The sequence below is a fragment of the Sphingomonas sp. GC_Shp_5 genome (assembly GCF_026540855.1).
Taxonomy (GTDB): domain Bacteria; phylum Pseudomonadota; class Alphaproteobacteria; order Sphingomonadales; family Sphingomonadaceae; genus Sphingomonas.
This window is the reverse complement of sequence record NZ_JALNUP010000001.1, coordinates 351,496-367,190: the sequence shown is the minus strand read 5'-3', so window position 1 is coordinate 367,190 and position 15,695 is coordinate 351,496. Positions and strand designations below refer to the sequence as shown.

The 15,695-nt window shown below is 66.0% G+C and carries 17 protein-coding genes and 1 tRNA gene; 8 read left to right on the top strand and 10 right to left on the bottom strand.

Annotated features, from left to right (window positions below; all coding sequences use genetic code 11):
* Positions 1-130: 130 nt before the first annotated feature.
* The gene (locus OXR60_RS01765; RefSeq protein WP_267393413.1) at positions 131-313 is read left to right on the top strand and encodes a hypothetical protein; all 183 of its coding nucleotides are present in this window, start codon (positions 131-133) and stop codon (positions 311-313) included.
* 85 nt (positions 314-398) lie between these two features.
* Positions 399-710 carry a polyhydroxyalkanoic acid system family protein gene (locus OXR60_RS01760; protein WP_267393411.1) on the top strand — a complete coding sequence of 104 codons (312 nt, stop codon included), beginning with the start codon at positions 399-401 and terminating at the stop codon, positions 708-710.
* 36 nt (positions 711-746) lie between these two features.
* Here the strand turns inward: OXR60_RS01760 and OXR60_RS01755 are convergent, their stop codons facing one another.
* Complete coding sequence (locus OXR60_RS01755) at positions 747-1,589, bottom strand: energy transducer TonB (protein WP_267393409.1); 843 nt, start codon at positions 1,587-1,589, stop codon at positions 747-749.
* 563 nt (positions 1,590-2,152) lie between these two features.
* Between OXR60_RS01755 and OXR60_RS01750 the strand changes: the two genes are divergently transcribed.
* The 4 genes from OXR60_RS01750 (at position 2,153) to OXR60_RS01735 (ending at position 5,302) form a co-directional block, all read left to right on the top strand.
* The gene (locus tag OXR60_RS01750) at positions 2,153-3,271 is read left to right on the top strand and encodes an integrase arm-type DNA-binding domain-containing protein (RefSeq protein WP_267393407.1); all 1,119 of its coding nucleotides are present in this window, start codon (positions 2,153-2,155) and stop codon (positions 3,269-3,271) included.
* A 106-nt stretch (positions 3,272-3,377) separates the two neighbouring features.
* Complete coding sequence (locus OXR60_RS01745) at positions 3,378-3,674, top strand: type II toxin-antitoxin system RelE/ParE family toxin (RefSeq protein WP_267393405.1); 297 nt, start codon at positions 3,378-3,380, stop codon at positions 3,672-3,674.
* A gap of 10 nt (positions 3,675-3,684) precedes the next feature.
* Entirely contained in the window at positions 3,685-4,818 is a 1,134-nt protein-coding gene (locus OXR60_RS01740) for a HigA family addiction module antitoxin (RefSeq protein WP_267393403.1), read from the top strand.
* A 13-nt stretch (positions 4,819-4,831) separates the two neighbouring features.
* Positions 4,832-5,302, top strand: a complete 471-nt coding sequence (locus OXR60_RS01735) for a hypothetical protein (RefSeq protein WP_267393402.1) — start codon at positions 4,832-4,834, stop codon at positions 5,300-5,302.
* Between the two features lie 199 nt (positions 5,303-5,501).
* Here OXR60_RS01735 and OXR60_RS01730 read toward each other — a convergent pair whose 3' ends face one another.
* The 7 genes from OXR60_RS01730 to moaA all read right to left on the bottom strand — a co-directional run bounded on the left by OXR60_RS01730 (position 5,502) and on the right by moaA (position 9,543).
* Positions 5,502-6,143, bottom strand: a complete 642-nt coding sequence (locus tag OXR60_RS01730; protein WP_267393400.1) for a type II toxin-antitoxin system death-on-curing family toxin — start codon at positions 6,141-6,143, stop codon at positions 5,502-5,504.
* Positions 6,140-6,289 carry a hypothetical protein gene (locus tag OXR60_RS01725; protein ID WP_267393399.1) on the bottom strand — a complete coding sequence of 50 codons (150 nt, stop codon included), beginning with the start codon at positions 6,287-6,289 and terminating at the stop codon, positions 6,140-6,142. Before OXR60_RS01725 ends, OXR60_RS01730 begins: the two co-directional genes overlap by 4 nt.
* A gap of 178 nt (positions 6,290-6,467) precedes the next feature.
* Entirely contained in the window at positions 6,468-6,707 is a 240-nt protein-coding gene (locus OXR60_RS01720; protein WP_267393398.1) for a hypothetical protein, read from the bottom strand.
* A gap of 44 nt (positions 6,708-6,751) precedes the next feature.
* Positions 6,752-7,471 (bottom strand): hypothetical protein, encoded by a 720-nt coding sequence (locus OXR60_RS01715; RefSeq protein ID WP_267393396.1) that lies wholly within the window; start codon positions 7,469-7,471, stop codon positions 6,752-6,754.
* A gap of 131 nt (positions 7,472-7,602) precedes the next feature.
* A tRNA-Asn gene (locus OXR60_RS01710) sits at positions 7,603-7,677 on the bottom strand.
* A gap of 76 nt (positions 7,678-7,753) precedes the next feature.
* Positions 7,754-8,533 (bottom strand): NAD kinase, encoded by a 780-nt coding sequence (locus tag OXR60_RS01705; RefSeq protein WP_267393394.1) that lies wholly within the window; start codon positions 8,531-8,533, stop codon positions 7,754-7,756.
* Positions 8,530-9,543, bottom strand: a complete 1,014-nt coding sequence (gene moaA / locus OXR60_RS01700; RefSeq protein ID WP_267393392.1) for a GTP 3',8-cyclase MoaA — start codon at positions 9,541-9,543, stop codon at positions 8,530-8,532. Before moaA ends, OXR60_RS01705 begins: the two co-directional genes overlap by 4 nt.
* Positions 9,544-9,688: 145 nt before the next feature.
* On the opposite strand from moaA, the gene OXR60_RS01695 reads away from it, so the two are divergent.
* Positions 9,689-11,374 carry an EAL domain-containing protein gene (locus OXR60_RS01695; RefSeq protein ID WP_267393391.1) on the top strand — a complete coding sequence of 562 codons (1,686 nt, stop codon included), beginning with the start codon at positions 9,689-9,691 and terminating at the stop codon, positions 11,372-11,374.
* Positions 11,371-11,799 (top strand): SgcJ/EcaC family oxidoreductase, encoded by a 429-nt coding sequence (locus OXR60_RS01690; RefSeq protein WP_267393390.1) that lies wholly within the window; start codon positions 11,371-11,373, stop codon positions 11,797-11,799. Before OXR60_RS01695 ends, OXR60_RS01690 begins: the two co-directional genes overlap by 4 nt.
* 24 nt (positions 11,800-11,823) lie before the next feature.
* Here the strand turns inward: OXR60_RS01690 and mfd are convergent, their stop codons facing one another.
* On the bottom strand, positions 11,824-15,309 hold the full coding sequence (gene mfd, locus OXR60_RS01685; protein ID WP_267393389.1) for a transcription-repair coupling factor: 3,486 nt from the start codon (positions 15,307-15,309) through the stop codon (positions 11,824-11,826).
* 105 nt (positions 15,310-15,414) lie between these two features.
* Positions 15,415-15,681, bottom strand: coding sequence for a succinate dehydrogenase assembly factor 2 (locus OXR60_RS01680; protein WP_267393388.1), 267 nt, complete (start codon positions 15,679-15,681; stop codon positions 15,415-15,417).
* Positions 15,682-15,695 lie beyond the last annotated feature (14 nt).

The following is a 15,695-nucleotide window of genomic DNA, read 5'->3' as shown; positions in this document are numbered from 1 at the left end:
TAGCATGGAAACACCGCCGGCTACGCCCGCGACATCTGCTGCATCGCAGCAAGAAAACGTCACGCCGCGCACGTCCGCTGGCAAAACCCGCCACCTAGATCGGGCATCGAACCCCCAAGGAGAGACGTTCATGGACGATTCCGCCACCAACAACGACAAGCCACTTCACCCTGTGTGGGGCAAGGTCGGGCTGCTGGCGTTCGGGCTTTGCATCCTCGCCTTTCTCACCGCGATCGACCGTCCCGAGTGGTTCCACCTGCGCCCGGCAAGCGGCACCGCGGCGGCGCTGACGCTGGCTGCCGAGCGGCCCTGATCTGTTGCGGGTGCGTGGCGAGCCTTGTCATGGCCGTCATCGGCAGCCTAGGCCACGCACCCGATCCAGCAACCGACGAGTGACCATGGCCGACCTTGCCTTCGACATCCCCCATGCGCTCGGCCGGGCCGAAGCGCGGCGCCGCATCGAAGCTGGCCTGCCCAAGCTCGCGGCGCACATCCCCGGTGGCGGGATGGTGGACGCCGAATGGACTGGCGCGGATGCGCTGTCGCTGGCGATCAAGGCAATGGGCCAGAAGGTATCGGCTGATCTCGTGATCGGCGAGGCGAATGTCGCCGGCACGGTGCGCATCCCGATGATGCTGGCGATGATGGCCGGCCCGATCGGCGATTTCGTCAAAACCAGTGCCGAGAAGATGCTCGCCAAGCCGGCCTGATCGCGCCTCAAGGGCGGGCGGTAACTGACCTTGCGGTCAGCCGCCTCCCGCCGGCTCGGGCGTACCGGGCCCCATTCGGAACCGGACTCGCTCGACGCAGCCCACCAGCCCTGTGCTGGACGCCTTCTTCTTGGCATCCAACACGATCGGCAGCGCCGCCTTGCCGAATTCATCCGACGGCTGGCTCGCCAAGACTCTGACGTGGCCGGTGGCGCCCCAGGGCGCAACGTCGAACGCCAGGATCGCCCAACCCTCGATCGCCCGCTTGCGCCAATTGTCCGGATAGACGAGCGCCGGCATCGTTTCCCATTTCTCGTCATAGGCGCAATTACTGCCGGCTGGGGTCAGCGACGGTGGATCGATGTCCGCCGGCGCCGGCAAACGGGTGGCGTTTCTGGTGAACGGGTTGAGGCAGCCACGCCGCGGGCCTTGCGTCAGCCGCGACTGGCCCATCGCGCGCAGTGCAGCCCGTTCGAGCGCTACGTTGCCAGTGCCGACCGCCTGCCTGAGGTGGATAGGGCGGCCTTTGGCGTTTAGATCATAAGCCACCAGGCTCCAGTCCCGTGCCCCCGGAGCACCCGGCAGCTTCAGGTAATCGGGCGACACGGCCCGCAGCCACTGCGGCCTGGGCTCCTTGTCGCAATCCGCCCCCTCGGGCTTGATCCGGGCCCACGCCGCTGGCGGCAGCTCGCCGTTGAGCGGATTGATGCTGTAGGAGATGAGATCGCCGAGCGGAGCGTCGGCGATCGACAGGGGATCCGCGGTGTAGGTCACCGTGCAATTGTCCAGCGCCGCCGCCACTGGGAAATGCGATGCTGCGAGCGACGGCGCTATGTCAGTTGTCGAATAGTCCCAGTCTCCGCCGCCGGTGATCGACATGGCTTGGCCGCGCGGATCGATCCGGAACGTGTAGGTTCGCGGCGCCGATGTTTGCTCGCCCCAAAGCAAGGTTGTGTGGGGCCGCCGAAGCTGCGTGCCGGCGAAGGTCCTGCCGCTGCATCGCACGTCACCGGGGATCCACCGCTGGAGGCGTTGCCCTGATATTTGCGGCGCGGGGGGCACCGCTGCCGGCGGGCCCGCCTGCCCGCTGGCGATCAGAGCGGCTGCGACAAGACCAATCGCCATACACAATCCTCCACACGCCCGGCCCGGCACGTGATGGTTATCGTAGGCGGCAATAGGCCGGTGGAGCAACAATCAAGCAATAGATCGCGGATGTCATAATAGTGGCCCCGACATCGCGCGGCCCTCGACGAAAACCTTGGTTTTCGGAGGTCCGCAGCTGGCTCCCTGAGTAGGAGCATAACAGGTTGTTCGTGGTTGTTCGTCATTCTTCGCGCAGCTCTTGGCGTTCCCGATTGATTCACGTTTGGCGTTTCGCCTTTGTTCGTTGACGTTCGCTTTCAACCGCGCGAATGTGTGGGAGCAGGTGAGGGAGTTAGATGGCGAAGCTAAGCGCTCTGGCGGTGAAGAATGCCAAGGCTGGTCGCCACGGCGACGGAGCTGGACTCTACCTGCTCGTCTCCCCTGCTGGCGCGAAGTCCTGGGTGCTCCGGGTTCAGCGAGACGGCAAGCGCCGGGACATCGGATTAGGGTCGCTTGCATCGCTCAGTTTGGCGGAAGCCAGAGGCAAGGCGCCCGAGTTGCGGAAGCATGCGCTCAACGGTCGTGACCCCGTTGCCGAACGGGATCGGGACCGCCGCCCAATTCCGACTTTCAAGGAAGCCGCGAAGGCTGCCCACGAGGCGCTAAAGCCCGGCTGGTCGGCGAAGAACGCCGCAGCGTTCCTGACCTCACTCGAAACGCACGTCTATCCCGCGATCGGCAATCTAAAAGTCGACTCGATTGAAGCCTCGAACATCCGCGATACACTCGCGGCGATCTGGACAAAGGTGCCGGAAACCGCCCGGAAGGTGAAGGTGCGGATCAATGCGGTGCTGGATTTCGCTCACTCCAAAGGGTGGCGGCCGACGGAGGCGCCGCGGAAATCGGTTTCCGTTGGGCTGTCGAAGCAAGCGAAGGGTGGCAACTTCGCCTCGATGCCTTGGGCCGACGTCCCTGCCTTCGTCGCCGATCTACGGGAGAAAGTCTCGTCGACTGGTCGCGATGCGCTGCTGCTCCAGATTTTGACGGCTGCGCGGACCGGCGAGATACGGTCGGCGAGGTGGGCAAACATGGATCTGGAGCGAGGCGACTGGAACCGACCGGCCGAGCTGATGAAGAGCCGCGAGCCCCACACCGTGACGTTGAACACGGCAGCTGTCGCGTTGCTCGAGCGCATCGTCGCTGCCCGCAAGCCGAAGCCCGGCGACCTGGTATTCCCGTCAGCCAAGGGGACGATGATCTCTGACATGACGCTGTCGAAGGTGATGCGGGACGCCAAGCAGCCATACACCCCTCATGGGTTCCGCAGTTCGTTCCGCGACTGGGCTGCCGAGCAGATGCATCAGATACCCGATGCGGTGGCCGAGGCGGCATTGGCGCACGCCGTTCCCGACAAGGTGGTGAGGGCCTACAAGGGTACACGTCGGTCAGCGTCCCGGTGCCGCGGGGCGTGCTGATGCAGGCGATCGTTGAGGCGATGTTTGTAAGTTAAATGGACGACTGAACGCATGGCGTTCAGTTGGCAATTGACCCTTAGGGTGACTGGCCTTAGACTGATTCCACATGAGGATCGAGTTCGCGGATGACGCTCTACGACGCATATGCACGGACGACGCGCACAAGATGGGGCTTCCTTTCGCCGTCATCAAAGCGGCCAGACGCCGGCTGGTGCAATTGGAAGCGGCTGCCGATGAGCGAGATCTGCGCAACCTCAAGAGCCTCAATTTCAAGAAACTGCAAGGCGACCGCAGCGATCGGCATTCAATCAGGATCAACGACCAATACCGGATCGAATTTACGATCACTCAGAGCCAGCGACCACCGGTAATTACAGTCGTCGCAATCGGCGACACACATTGAAGGGTACCATATGAACATCGCTGCTTGCCTTGATGACGTTCCCCATCCCGGCGAGTTCGTGCGTGAAGAGATCGAGGCTCGCGAGTGGTCGCAGCGCGATCTGGCCTATATTCTCGGCGTGCCGGAGCAGGCGATCAACCTGATCTTGTCGGGTAAGCGCGGCATTAGCCCTGAAATGGCAAAGGCGCTGGGCAAAGCGTTCGACGTCTCCGCGGCATATTTTGCCAACCTGCAGCAGGCTTATGAAATGGCCAAGGCGAAAGCGCCCGATCCCGCAGTAGAGCGCCGCGCCCGGCTACAGAATGCGTACCCTGTTCGAGAGATGATCAAGAGGGGATGGCTAGCAGACACGGACATAGGCCTTCTAGAAGCCCAGATGATGCGCTTCTTTCATAAGAACGACTTGGCCGATGTGCCCTATTTGGCTCACGCGGCGAAGAAGGCCGACTATAGCGAGACATCTCCTGTCCAGATCGCTTGGCTCTTTCGTGTTCGGCAGATCGCTGCGGAGATGCCAACCGTTGCTTATTCCCAGAGCAAGTTGCGGGCACTGGCGGCTGAACTCCCTCGCTATATGAGAGACGCGGAAGAGATACGTCACATCCCGCGCTTGCTGTCAGAATGCGGGGTGCGGTTTGTGGTGGTAGAAACGCTGCCCAAGGCAAATATTGACGGCGCTTGCTTCTGGCTGGACGCGAAGTCGCCGGTCGTCGGAATGACTATCCGCCACGATCGCATCGATAATTTTTGGTTTGTCCTGAGGCACGAGCTGGAGCACGTACTTAATGGCGATGGCCGCGGCGAGCTTGATGGAGCCCAAGTCGATGTCGACTTGGAGGCGTCCGGAAGCCGCGAAGACCTGCCAGTGGTCGAGAAGAAAGCCAATGCAGCGGCACAGGATGCATGCGTTCCGGCCGCAGAGCTCGAATCCTTCTATGTGCGCAAGTACCCATACATTGCCGAAAAGGATGTTGTGGGGTTTGCCGGTCGCGTGGGACGCCATCCTGGGATCGTGGTTGGCCAACTTCAGCGGCGGATGAAGCGCTACGACTGGCTGACGCGTCACAAGGTTAAGATCAGGCAGTACCTGCTGGGTTCCAGTGTTGTTGATGGGTGGGGTGACATCGCCCCTGTATCGTTGTGAAGGGTGTCAAACCGTGACTTATAACGAGCAGCTTCAAAAAGTTTGGCACGCCTACGAGCAGGAACATGGGCAAGTGCCGGCCACGGCACGTGACGCGGTGCAGTGGGGCGTAGAACGCCGCATGATCGAAACTCAGCCGGTCGACCCGCTTGCAAAGCTCGCCGAGGACATGTCCAGGGCGCTCCGTGAAGAATATGCAACTGATCGACAAGGACGGCGGTATCGCGTCAACCATGCAGTGCGCGTCAACCGTGGGGGAGTTCAATATACCTTTTGGGCGATAATGGCGGATGCACCACGCGAGCACATGCAGAAGGCATTTATCCAGCGCCGTGAACAGATAGTCGGCGATTGCGTCCAGCTCGCCACCGACGTCGAGGCATATAACGAAATGAAGGAAGGGCGCGAGCCAATCCCGATGCTTTTCGACTTCCGGGATGACGTTGAAGAACGCCGCTATTGGGATGACAGGAGGGCCGCTTAACACGCTAGACGGCAAGCGCCGCTAGGCCAATGTGTTTTCCTAGCCGCTTGGTCGCCTTCCCCCACCGCACCTCTCTCCTTCCCGCGCTGGGGACCGCAAACGCCCGAGGATTGGAAGCGCCTGGTGCGCCGGCTGCGTGGCTAGGGCAAAAAGCCACCTACCCCGTGCTTGGGGCCTGTGTCCCCGCGCGGCGTTGGCGTCAGTCGTCGTTGGGGGCGACGTCGTCGTCGGTATCGGGGCGGCGGAGATCCCGGGGATCGAAGAAGCCCTTCGAGTTGGGGAAGGTGTAGGCGCCGAATGGGATGATCAGCGTGCCGGGCGCGAGGTTCGGGCCGATGAACTCGATGCCAGAGCGGGCGAGAATGCTGTCGGGCGCGGTGATCGCGGAGAGGTAGCTGCCGGTATAGCCGTTGGCGATTGCCTCATGGAACGGCCGCACGAACAGGTCGAGATTGTCCGCGAACTCCTCCTCATCCATCCGCTGGCTCTTGTCGGGATGCGCGGTGGCGAGGACCAGGTCGGCCAGGTGGCCGTGGGCGCTGGAGTCGATTGCGTAGCCGTTGAAGTTGAGGAAGCTCTCCATGCAGGCAACGCCGGTGCGCTTGTTGCCCTGCTGGAACGCTTGAGCCTCCGAGATGCCGACGCACAGCTTCGCGCTCAGAAGCAGAAGGTCGTCACGATCCTCGACGTTGTCGGCATAGAAATAGTGCTGCTTGGGGCGATTGATCGCCGCCTCAAGCGCGCCCGGCAGGGTAATGCCGAACGGCTCTGGCTTGACGGCGACTATCTGCTTGTTGAGATCAATCGCTTCTTCGACCTCCACCCACCTGGGCGTGGTCATTCAGCGAGGCGCTCCATATCGATCGGGAACTGCGCATAAAGGCGGTTCACTACCGCGGCAGCGTCGAACTGCATATCGTTCGGCCGTGCCACCTTCTTGATGCGGCGACGCGTCTGAGCGTTGGGGAGCGGGAATGTCGTAGCCATTTCGTCCTCCTTCGTTCGAGCTTCGATGTTCGTTCTATATACCGTTCGAACGACACCTATGCAACGCGGGTATTACCAGCAGGTTCACGTTTGAGGCCGCTATATGGGGATTTGAAGCGGTTTACGCGAGTTTCGGCTTCGCCAATGTGGCCTTCGGCCAGCCCGATCTGGAGTTCGGTTAGACTTCGAACTCATCCACTGCCACCAGCGTGGCCTCGCGGCCGCGGAACGCCTCGGCCCGGCGAGCAGTCAGGAGAGCATAGTGGCTCTTGCCCCATCGCCGGCCGCTCATGAACGCGATCTGGCGTGCCGCGGTCGCTGCCACCTTGCCGAACTCATCCACGCTACGCGCCAGGCGATCGCCGGCGGTGCGCAGCTGGACGTCCATGTTGCGGAAGACGTCGGTGTGGAACTGCACGGGTCGCGGCGAGCAGGACGCGCCGACTGCGAGCTAGTTCGGCATCATCGCTGCTGGCTGACCACAGATTTGATGCTCTCCACGGTAATCAACGCGCGCCCACCAACCTTGATGCGCTCCAGCGTACCATTGCCCATAAGTTTATCGATAGTGGTCCGCCCAAGCCCCGTGGCAGCCATCACCTCCTTCACGGTTACGGTGATCGCGCCTTCGGGGATGCCGACGCGCATGGGCGCGGCTGTCGTTTTGACCGGCTCGATCTTGGGCTCCCCAACGGTCAGCGGTGGAGACAAAGACGCCGAATGCACTGCCGGCAGCTCGGGCTGCTTCGGAGGAACGGCCGTCCCCACATGGCCGCTGTGCTGGGCGATGACGTTCTGCAGAGACTTGTCGTCGAACCGGATGCCGATCAGGCTCACAGCTGGTGCACCGCCTCGCAGATCCGAGCCAGGAAGGCGGACGGTGCCGGTGGCCCAAATGTCGTCGACCTTGCCCTCGGCACAGATCCGACGCCACAGGTCGCGAGAGATGCGGCTGTCGCGAACCTCGGTGCGGCGACCATCAGCCTCATCCGTCTCGATGATGCGGGCATATGCCTTCACCAGCCCTGCGACAGCGAAGTCGGCCAGCACGGAGGGGGCATGACCCAGATCCGCCAAGTCGACGAGTTCAGCCGCTTTCCGCGGCGCGATCGGATTGAAGTAGCTCAACGAGTGCCCCACGCAGCGAAAACTGCCGGCGGTGTGCCGCGGATGGGTAAACATCCTGCTATCATCAGTGCGACTGTTCGCGGTTGTTCGCCGCCTATCGCTTCAGAGTGTGGGAGCAGGGGAGGGAGCGATCACCGCAGCCCCCCAACTTCTCGCATCATTTCAATGCGGTAGATCTCCGCAGCTGGCTCCCTGAGTAGGATTCGAACCTACGGCCGCTCGATTAACAGTCGAGAGCTCTACCGCTGAGCTATCAGGGAACGCGCTGCGGAAGCGCGTCTATAAACGGCAAAATCGGCGATGCAACCCCGTTTTGTCGCAGAACCGGTTCGCCGCTCAGCCGAGGAACTGCTCCATGGTGATGCGGTCGTCGAGCGCATGCTCGGGATCGAACAGCAGGGTCAGTTCGCGCGCGCGATCCATCGCGATATCGACCGCGGCGATGTTGCGGAACTCGCGCTGATCGGCAACCGCCGACACCGGCCGCTTGGCCGGGTTGAGCACCGTGAGCGAGATCCGCGCCTTGTCCGGCAGGATCGCGCCGCGCCAGCGTCGCGGGCGGAACGGGCTGATCGGGGTCAGCGCGAGCAGGTTCGATCCCAGCGGCAGGATGGGGCCCTGCGCCGAGAGATTATAGGCGGTCGAACCGGCAGGGGTGGCGGCGAGGATGCCGTCGCACGCCAGCTCCGGCATCACCACCCGATCGTTGACGGTGACGCACAGCTTGGCAGTCTGGCGCGTCTCGCGCAGCAGCGATACCTCGTTGATCGCCGGTACCTGAAAGATCCGACCCTCCTGGTCGGTGACGGTCACCAGCAGCGGCGTCACCTGGAAGGGGCGCGCGCGCATCAGTCGTTCGTCGAGGCCGTGGCGGCGCCACTCGTTCATCAAGAAGCCGACCGTGCCGAGGTTCATCCCGAACACCGGCACGCCGGGGCGGCGGCGATCGAGGATCGCGTGCAGCGTCTGCAGCATAAAGCCGTCGCCACCGAGCGCGATGATCACATCGGCGTCGGCGGGCTCCACCCAATCCTGGGCGTCGGCGAGTTCGGCCGCGGCGGCCTGCGCCTGGGCGGTGGGCGAGGCGACCAGCGCCCGCCGCGTGTAGCCGGTCATCCGCCGGTGACGCTCATGTGCCGCGCCACTGCCGGCGCCGAGCCCGCCTCGATGCGGAAATCGTGCCGCTTGGGCTTGAGCAGCAGCGCGCCGTCGATCGCATCGTCGAGCGCGTCGACGCCTTGCTCGCGCAGGATCGCCTTGAGATCGACCTGATCGTCATGGCCGAGGCACATGTAGAGCTTGCCCTCGGTCGTCAGCCGCACCCGGTTGCAACCGTCGCAGAAATTGGCGGTGAGCGGCGAGATCAGGCCGAGCCGCGTCGCGGTGCCCTCCACCCGCCAGTAGCGCGCCGGGCCCCCGGTGCGGTGCGTGTCGCGGACCAGCGGGAAGCGGCTGGAGAGCGTCTCGAACACGCGGGTCAGCGGCACGAACCGGTCGACCCGGTCCTCATCGATCGCACCGAGCGGCATCGTCTCGATCAGCGACAGGTCATGGCCTTCGGCGGCGCACCAGGCGAGCATCGTGCCGATCTCGGCCTCGTTGATCCCGGCAAGCGCGACCATGTTGATCTTGACCGCGAGCCCGGCCGCCTTGGCCGCGGCGATGCCGCCGAGCACCTGGGCAAGGTCGCCGTGGCGGGTGATGAAGCGGAAGGTATCGGCATCGAGGCTGTCGAGGCTGACGTTGATCCGGCGGATCCCGGCCGCGACCATGCGCTCGGCATGTTCGGCGAGGCGGGTGCCGTTGGTGGTCATGGTCAGCTCGTCGAGGCCGTGGCCGACATGGCGGCCGAGCCGGTCCATCAGCTCGCCAACGTCGCGCCGCACCAGCGGCTCGCCGCCCGACAGGCGGATCTTGGTCACCCCGCGCGCCATGAAGCGCTCGGCGATGATCGCGATCTCCTCGAGGCTGAGCAGCTTGGCACGCGGCAGGAAGGTCATCTGCTCGGCCATGCAATAGCGGCAGCGCAGATCGCAGCGATCCGTCACCGAGATGCGCAGATAACGGATGACACGGCCGTGGGCGTCGACCAGCTGGCGGTCGGTCGAGAGAACATCAATGGCCATCGGCAGGAGCTAGGGTCTCGACGGCCCCGGGGCAAGGGCGGGGCTGCACGAGACGGGTCATCGACGGCCCGGGCGTCCCCGGACGGGAAGCGGGGCGACGCCAGGGCGGTTGGCGGCGCCAGCCCACACGGCTAGGTCAGTGCGGATGGGGACAGACGCCGGTTGCGCAGCATTGTTTATCGTCTCCCCGGGCGGCGCGGCCACGCCCGGCCCGGCGCTGGCGGAGATCGCCGAGGCGGACGGCTGGCACCCGATCATCGATGCCGGTGGCGGCGGCGTTGCCGCGCGCTGCATGGCGAGCGGCGCCGCGGTGGCGGTGGTCGATGCGCGCGGCGGCATCGTCGGATCATTGCCCGATCTGCGGCGGCTGGGCGGGCTGGTCGGCGCGACCGGCGCGGCGCTGCTGGTGCTGCTCGACGGGGTCGATGACGAGGCGATCGACGAGGCGTTCACCGCCGGCGCCACCCATTTCCTTGCGATGCCGGCCAGCGTGACGGAGCTGACCCAGGCGATCCGCTACGCCGCCCGCCATGCCCAGCGCGGCTCCGATCGCTGGTCGGCGGAGGGTGAGCGGCGCTGGCCCCATCGCGGCGACGACACCGCGATGGCGGTGCTGCGCCTGTGGCTGGCCGACCGCATCGCGGCAGGCCGCAGCGTCGGCGTGCTGCGTATCTCGCTGTCGCGGCTCGACATCCTCAACGCCGCGCGCGGTCGTGCCGCAGGCGACGCACTGATTGGCGAAGCACGCCGCACCGTCGAGGCGATCGCCGCGGCGGTACCCGGCGGCGCAGCGCAGGTCGCCCACCCCGGTGCGGGCGATATCGTCGTCGCCGTCGAGGCGGACGCCACCGGCCTCGATGGCCTGGCGGCACGGCTCGGCGCGGCGCTCGCCCAGCCGTTGCGCGCGGGCGAGCAACTGGCGGTGCTGGGCAGCCGCTGGGGCATGGCGCTCGCCGGCGCCGGCGACGATGCCGACAGTCTGCTGCGCCGCGTCGGCGAGGCGCTGATCGCGGCCAAGGCGAGCGATGGCGCGGTGATCCGCATCGCCGGACCGGAGGGGGCGGCACCGCTCGATTCACTCGCGATCGATCTCCACCACGCCATCGAGCGCGGCGAGATCGAGATCCTGTTCCAGCCGCAGGCGCCGATCGACGGCCGCCGGATCGGTGGGGTGGAGGCACTGGCGCGCTGGCACCATCCCGCGCTCGGCCCGCTCGGCGCCGATGCGCTGTTCGCCGCCGCCGACCGCGCCGATCTCGGCATCGCGCTGTCCGATCACATCCAGCGGCTGGTGCTGGCGCGGGTAGCCGCCTGGCCGCCGCCGCTCGATCGCCTGCGCGTCGCGCTCAACCTTACCGCCGGCGATCTCGGCCGCCCCGGCTTTGCGCAACTGTTCCTCGACCGCGTCGCCGCGAGCGGCTTTCCACTCGAACGCCTGACGGTGGAAGTGACCGAATCGGGCGCGATCCGCGATCTCGGCGTCGCCGCGGTGCTGCTCGAGACGCTGCGCGCCGCCGGCTGCCGGGTGGCGCTCGACGATTTCGGCACCGGCTATTCGAGCCTCGCCTATCTCACCGCGCTGCCGCTCGATTACCTCAAGATCGACAAGGCGCTGGCGCGTGGCATCGAGGGCTCGGACCGCGAGAGGTGCGTGATCCGCGCCGTGGCCGCGCTCGCCCGCTCGCTCGATCTCGCCGTGGTCGCCGAGGGGATCGAAACCGAGGCGCAGCGGCAGCTGCTCGCCGCCGAGGGCTGCGCCTTCTACCAGGGTTTCCTCCTCGCTGAGCCGATCGACGAGGCCGCGCTCACCGCCTTGATGGAGCAATCATGATCCGCACGTTGCTGGCCGCCTCGCTTCTGCTGTCTACCCCGGCGCTAGCTTGCGCCGACGACCCGCAGGCCGCGATCCGCGCCGCGATGGCCGATAGCGCCGCCGGGTGGAGCCGCGGCGACATCCGCCGCTTCATGGCGGTCTATGCCGACGACGCAATCTTCGTCACCCGCGACGGCCTGATCCGCGGCAAGGCCGCGATCGCCGCCCGCTACGCCAAGGGCTATGGCGCCGATCCCGCGGCGCGCGGCGCGCTGTCGTTCCGCATCCTCGGCTTCCGCCCGGTCGACCCGCGCCACCAGATCCTGTTCGCGCGCTGGCAGCTGACCTATCCTGCCGGCAAGAAGTCGGCCGCCGGCATGACGACGCTCGTCTTCGAGCGCGGCCAGACCGGCTGGAAGATCATCTCCGACCACAGCAGCTGACCGCCGCCGCGACGGGGCATCGCCTCACCCCGCTGCCTTGGCCAGCCCCTTCGACAATTGCAGCGCGCCGTGCAGGCGCGACTTGGCGTCGGGCCAGGCGCGCTGGAGCACCAGCTTGCTGTCGGGCCTGAGCTTGGCGACGCCGTTGAGCCGGTCGACATAGGCGAGCAGCCCCGGCACGTTGGGCGGGGTGTCGTCGTGGAACGCGACCAGCACGCCGCGCGGGCCGACGTCCATCTTGGCGATGCAGGCCCGCCGCGCGTTGAGCTTGATCTCGATCACCCGGATCAGATTCTCGGTCGGCTCGGGCAGTGGCCCGAAGCGATCGATCATCTCGGCGGCGAACGATTCGATATCGCGGCTTTCCTCCAGCTCGTTGAGGCGGCGGTACAGCCCCATCCGGAGGTCGAGGTCGGGGACATATTCCTCGGGAATGAGGATCGGTGCGTCGACGGTGATCTGCGGGCTGAAGTCGCGCGGGCGATCGCTGGCGAGCCCGCCCGCCTTGACGTCCATGATCGCCTCTTCGAGCATCGACTGGTAGAGCTCGTAGCCCACCTCCTTGATGTGCCCGGACTGTTCGTCGCCGAGCAGATTGCCCGCGCCGCGGATGTCGAGATCGTGGCTGGCGAGCTGGAAACCGGCGCCGAGGCTGTCGAGATCGGAGAGCACCTTCAGTCGCTTCTCGGCGGTATCGGTCATCATCCGCTCCGGCGGCGTCACCAGATAGGCATAGGCGCGCGTCTTGGAGCGACCGACCCGCCCGCGCAGCTGGTAAAGCTGGGCGAGGCCGAAGCGGTCGGCGCGGTTGACGATCATGGTGTTGGCGGACGCGATGTCGATGCCCGATTCGATGATCGTGGTGGAGACCAGCACCTCGAACTTCTTATCGTAGAAGGCGCTCATCCGCTCTTCCACTTCGGTCGGGCTCATCTGCCCGTGCGCGACGACGTAGCGGATCTCGGGCACCTCGTTGCGCAGATACTCCTCGATATCGGGAAGATCGGACAGCCGCGGGGTGACGAAGAAGCTCTGGCCGCCGCGATAGTGTTCGCGCAGCAGCGCCTCGCGCAGCACCACCGGGTCCCAGGGCATCACATAGGTGCGCACCGCAAGGCGATCGACCGGCGGGGTCTGGATCACCGAGAGCTCGCGAATCCCGCTCATCGCCATCTGCAGCGTGCGCGGGATCGGCGTCGCGGTGAGGGTGAGCATGTGGACGTCGGCGCGCAGCGCTTTCAGCCGCTCCTTGTGGGTGACGCCGAACCGCTGTTCCTCGTCGACGATGACGAGCCCCAATCGCTTGAAATCGATGTTCTTGGCGAGCAGCGCATGGGTGCCGATGACGACGTCGACCGTTCCTGCGGCGAGCCCGTCGCGCGTCGCCTTGGCCTCGCTTGCCGTCACCAGCCGCGACAATCGCCCGATCTTCATCGGGAAGCCCTCGAAGCGCGCGGCGAAATTGTTGAAATGCTGGCGCGCGAGCAGTGTCGTCGGGCACACCACGGCGACCTGCTTGCCCGCCATCGCCGCGACGAAGGCGGCGCGCAGTGCGATCTCGGTCTTGCCGAAGCCGACGTCACCGACGATCAGCCGGTCCATCGGCTTGCCCGCGGCGAGGTCGCCGAGCACGTCCTCGATCGCGCGATCCTGGTCGTCGGTCTCGGCATAAGGGAAACGGTCGACGAAGCTCGGATAGCCGCTCGCGTCGGGCTCGAGCACGTCGCCCTGGTGGAGCGCGCGTTCCGCCGCGGTCTTGATCAGCTCGCCCGCGATCTCGCGGATCCGCTCCTTCATCTTCGACTTGCGGCGCTGCCAGGCCTCGCCACCGAGGCGATCGAGGCTCGCGCCTTCCTCGCTCGAGCCGTAGCGCGAGAGCACTTCGAGGTTCTCGACCGGCACGAACAATTTGTCGCCGCCGGCATATTCCACCGCGACGCAATCGTGTGGGCTCTTGCCGACCGGAATCGAGGTCAGGCCGAGATACTTGCCGATGCCATGATCGCTGTGGACGACGAGATCGCCCGGGGTCAGCGTCGCCAGTTCGGCAAGGAAGGCATCGGCGGATTTCTTGCGCTTGGCGCGGCGCACCAGCCGGTCGCCGAGCATGTCCTGCTCGGTCAGCACCGCAATGTCGGGGGCGGTGAAGCCATGGTCGAGCGGCAGCACCACCAGCGCGACGCCAGCGGTCTTGGCGGTATCGGCGATGCCGAGCGCCTGCTGCCAGCTGTCGGCGGCCTTGGCGCCGTTGAGGCCATGGTCCTTCAGCAGACTGCCGAGCCGCTCGCGCGCGCCGACCGAATAGCTCGCCAGGATCGGCTTGCGGCCGCCCTTGCGCAGCTTGCCGAGATGCTCGACCACCGCCTCGTAGATGTTGACCCCGCTTGCCCGCTCGGGCGCGAAATCGCGTGCGCCATCGACGCCGAAGTCGAGCACGCTCGCGCTTTCGGGTTCGTGGAACGGCGTGGTCAGATGCGCGGTCGCGGCGACCATCGCCGCCTGCCATTCCTTGTCGTCGAGGTAGAGGGATTTGGCCGCGAGCGGCCGATAGCTCCCGGGCTGCGCCGCCTCGGCTCGCTGGCGGTTCTCATAATAATCCGCGATCGACTCGAGGCGGCCCTCGACCGCGCCGGTGACGCCGAATTCGCGCACCACCACGTCGTCGGCCCCGAGATGGTCGAACAGCGTCGACAATTTGTCCTCGAACAGCGGCAGCCAATGCTCCATCCCCGCCAACCGTCGGCTGTCGCTGATCGCCTGATAGAGCGGATCGCCGGTCGCGGTGGCGCCGAACTTGTCGCGATAGCGGGTGCGAAAGCGCTTGATCGATTCCTCGTCGAGCAACGCCTCGGACGCCGGCAGCAGGGTGAAGCCGTCGACCCGCCCGGTGGTGCGCTGGTCCTCGGGCGAGAAGGTCCGCACCGTCTCGATCTCGTCGCCGAAGAAATCGAGCCGCAGCGCCTGTTCCTCGCCGCTCGGGAACAGGTCGACGATGCCGCCGCGCACCGCATATTCGCCCTGGTCGTGCACCGTCTCGGTGCGCACATAGCCATTGGCCTGGAGCAGCCGGGCGAGATCGTCGCGATCGATCCTTGCGCCGGGCTCCAGCGTCGCCACCAGCTGGCGGATCCGGAACGGCGTCAGCACCCGCTGGGTGGCGGCATTGGCGGTGGTCAGGACCAGCTGCGGCGCCTTGGCCTTCTTCTGGAACTGGTAGAGCGCCGCGATCCGCTCGGCCATGATCCGCAGCGTCGGCGAGGCGCGGTCATACGGCAGGCAATCCCACGCCGGGAAGCTGATCACCTCGATCTCAGGCGCGAAGAACGCTGCGGTCGCCGCCACCGCGCGCATCGCCGCATCGTCGGGCACGATGAACACGGCCCGGCCGCCCTTTCCCGAGTGGGCGGCGGCCCGCGCGAGATCGGCGAGCAGCGACGGCTGGAATCCCGTCGGCACACCCGACAGGGTCAGCGGAGCCTTGGCGGTGAGGATCGTCTTCAGGTCAGGCAAAGCGGGCTTTCGGCGTCGTGCTCCCGCATCGGCAGGAGCTCAGGGTGATGGGCGGCACCGGCAGCCGCCGCGGGTCCCGCCTGCGCGGCGAGGTAAGGGCAGGGTCTATTCGGCGACGGGCACGTAGCTGATCGATCGCATGCTGGTCATCATCGGCCCTTCCCAGGCCGGCGGGGTGGGCATCGAGCCGATCGCCCAGCCCATGATGTCGACGTCCTGCTCCTCGAGCAGCGCCTCGAACCAGTCGAGCTCCGCCGGCGTCCACCGGGTGCCATGCATGTCGAAGAAGCCGCCGATCATCAGATCGGCCTCCTTGGTGCCGCGGTGCCAGGCCCGGAACTTGAGGCGCTTGAGGCGGGTAGCGTGGTCCATCAACAATCCGTCTT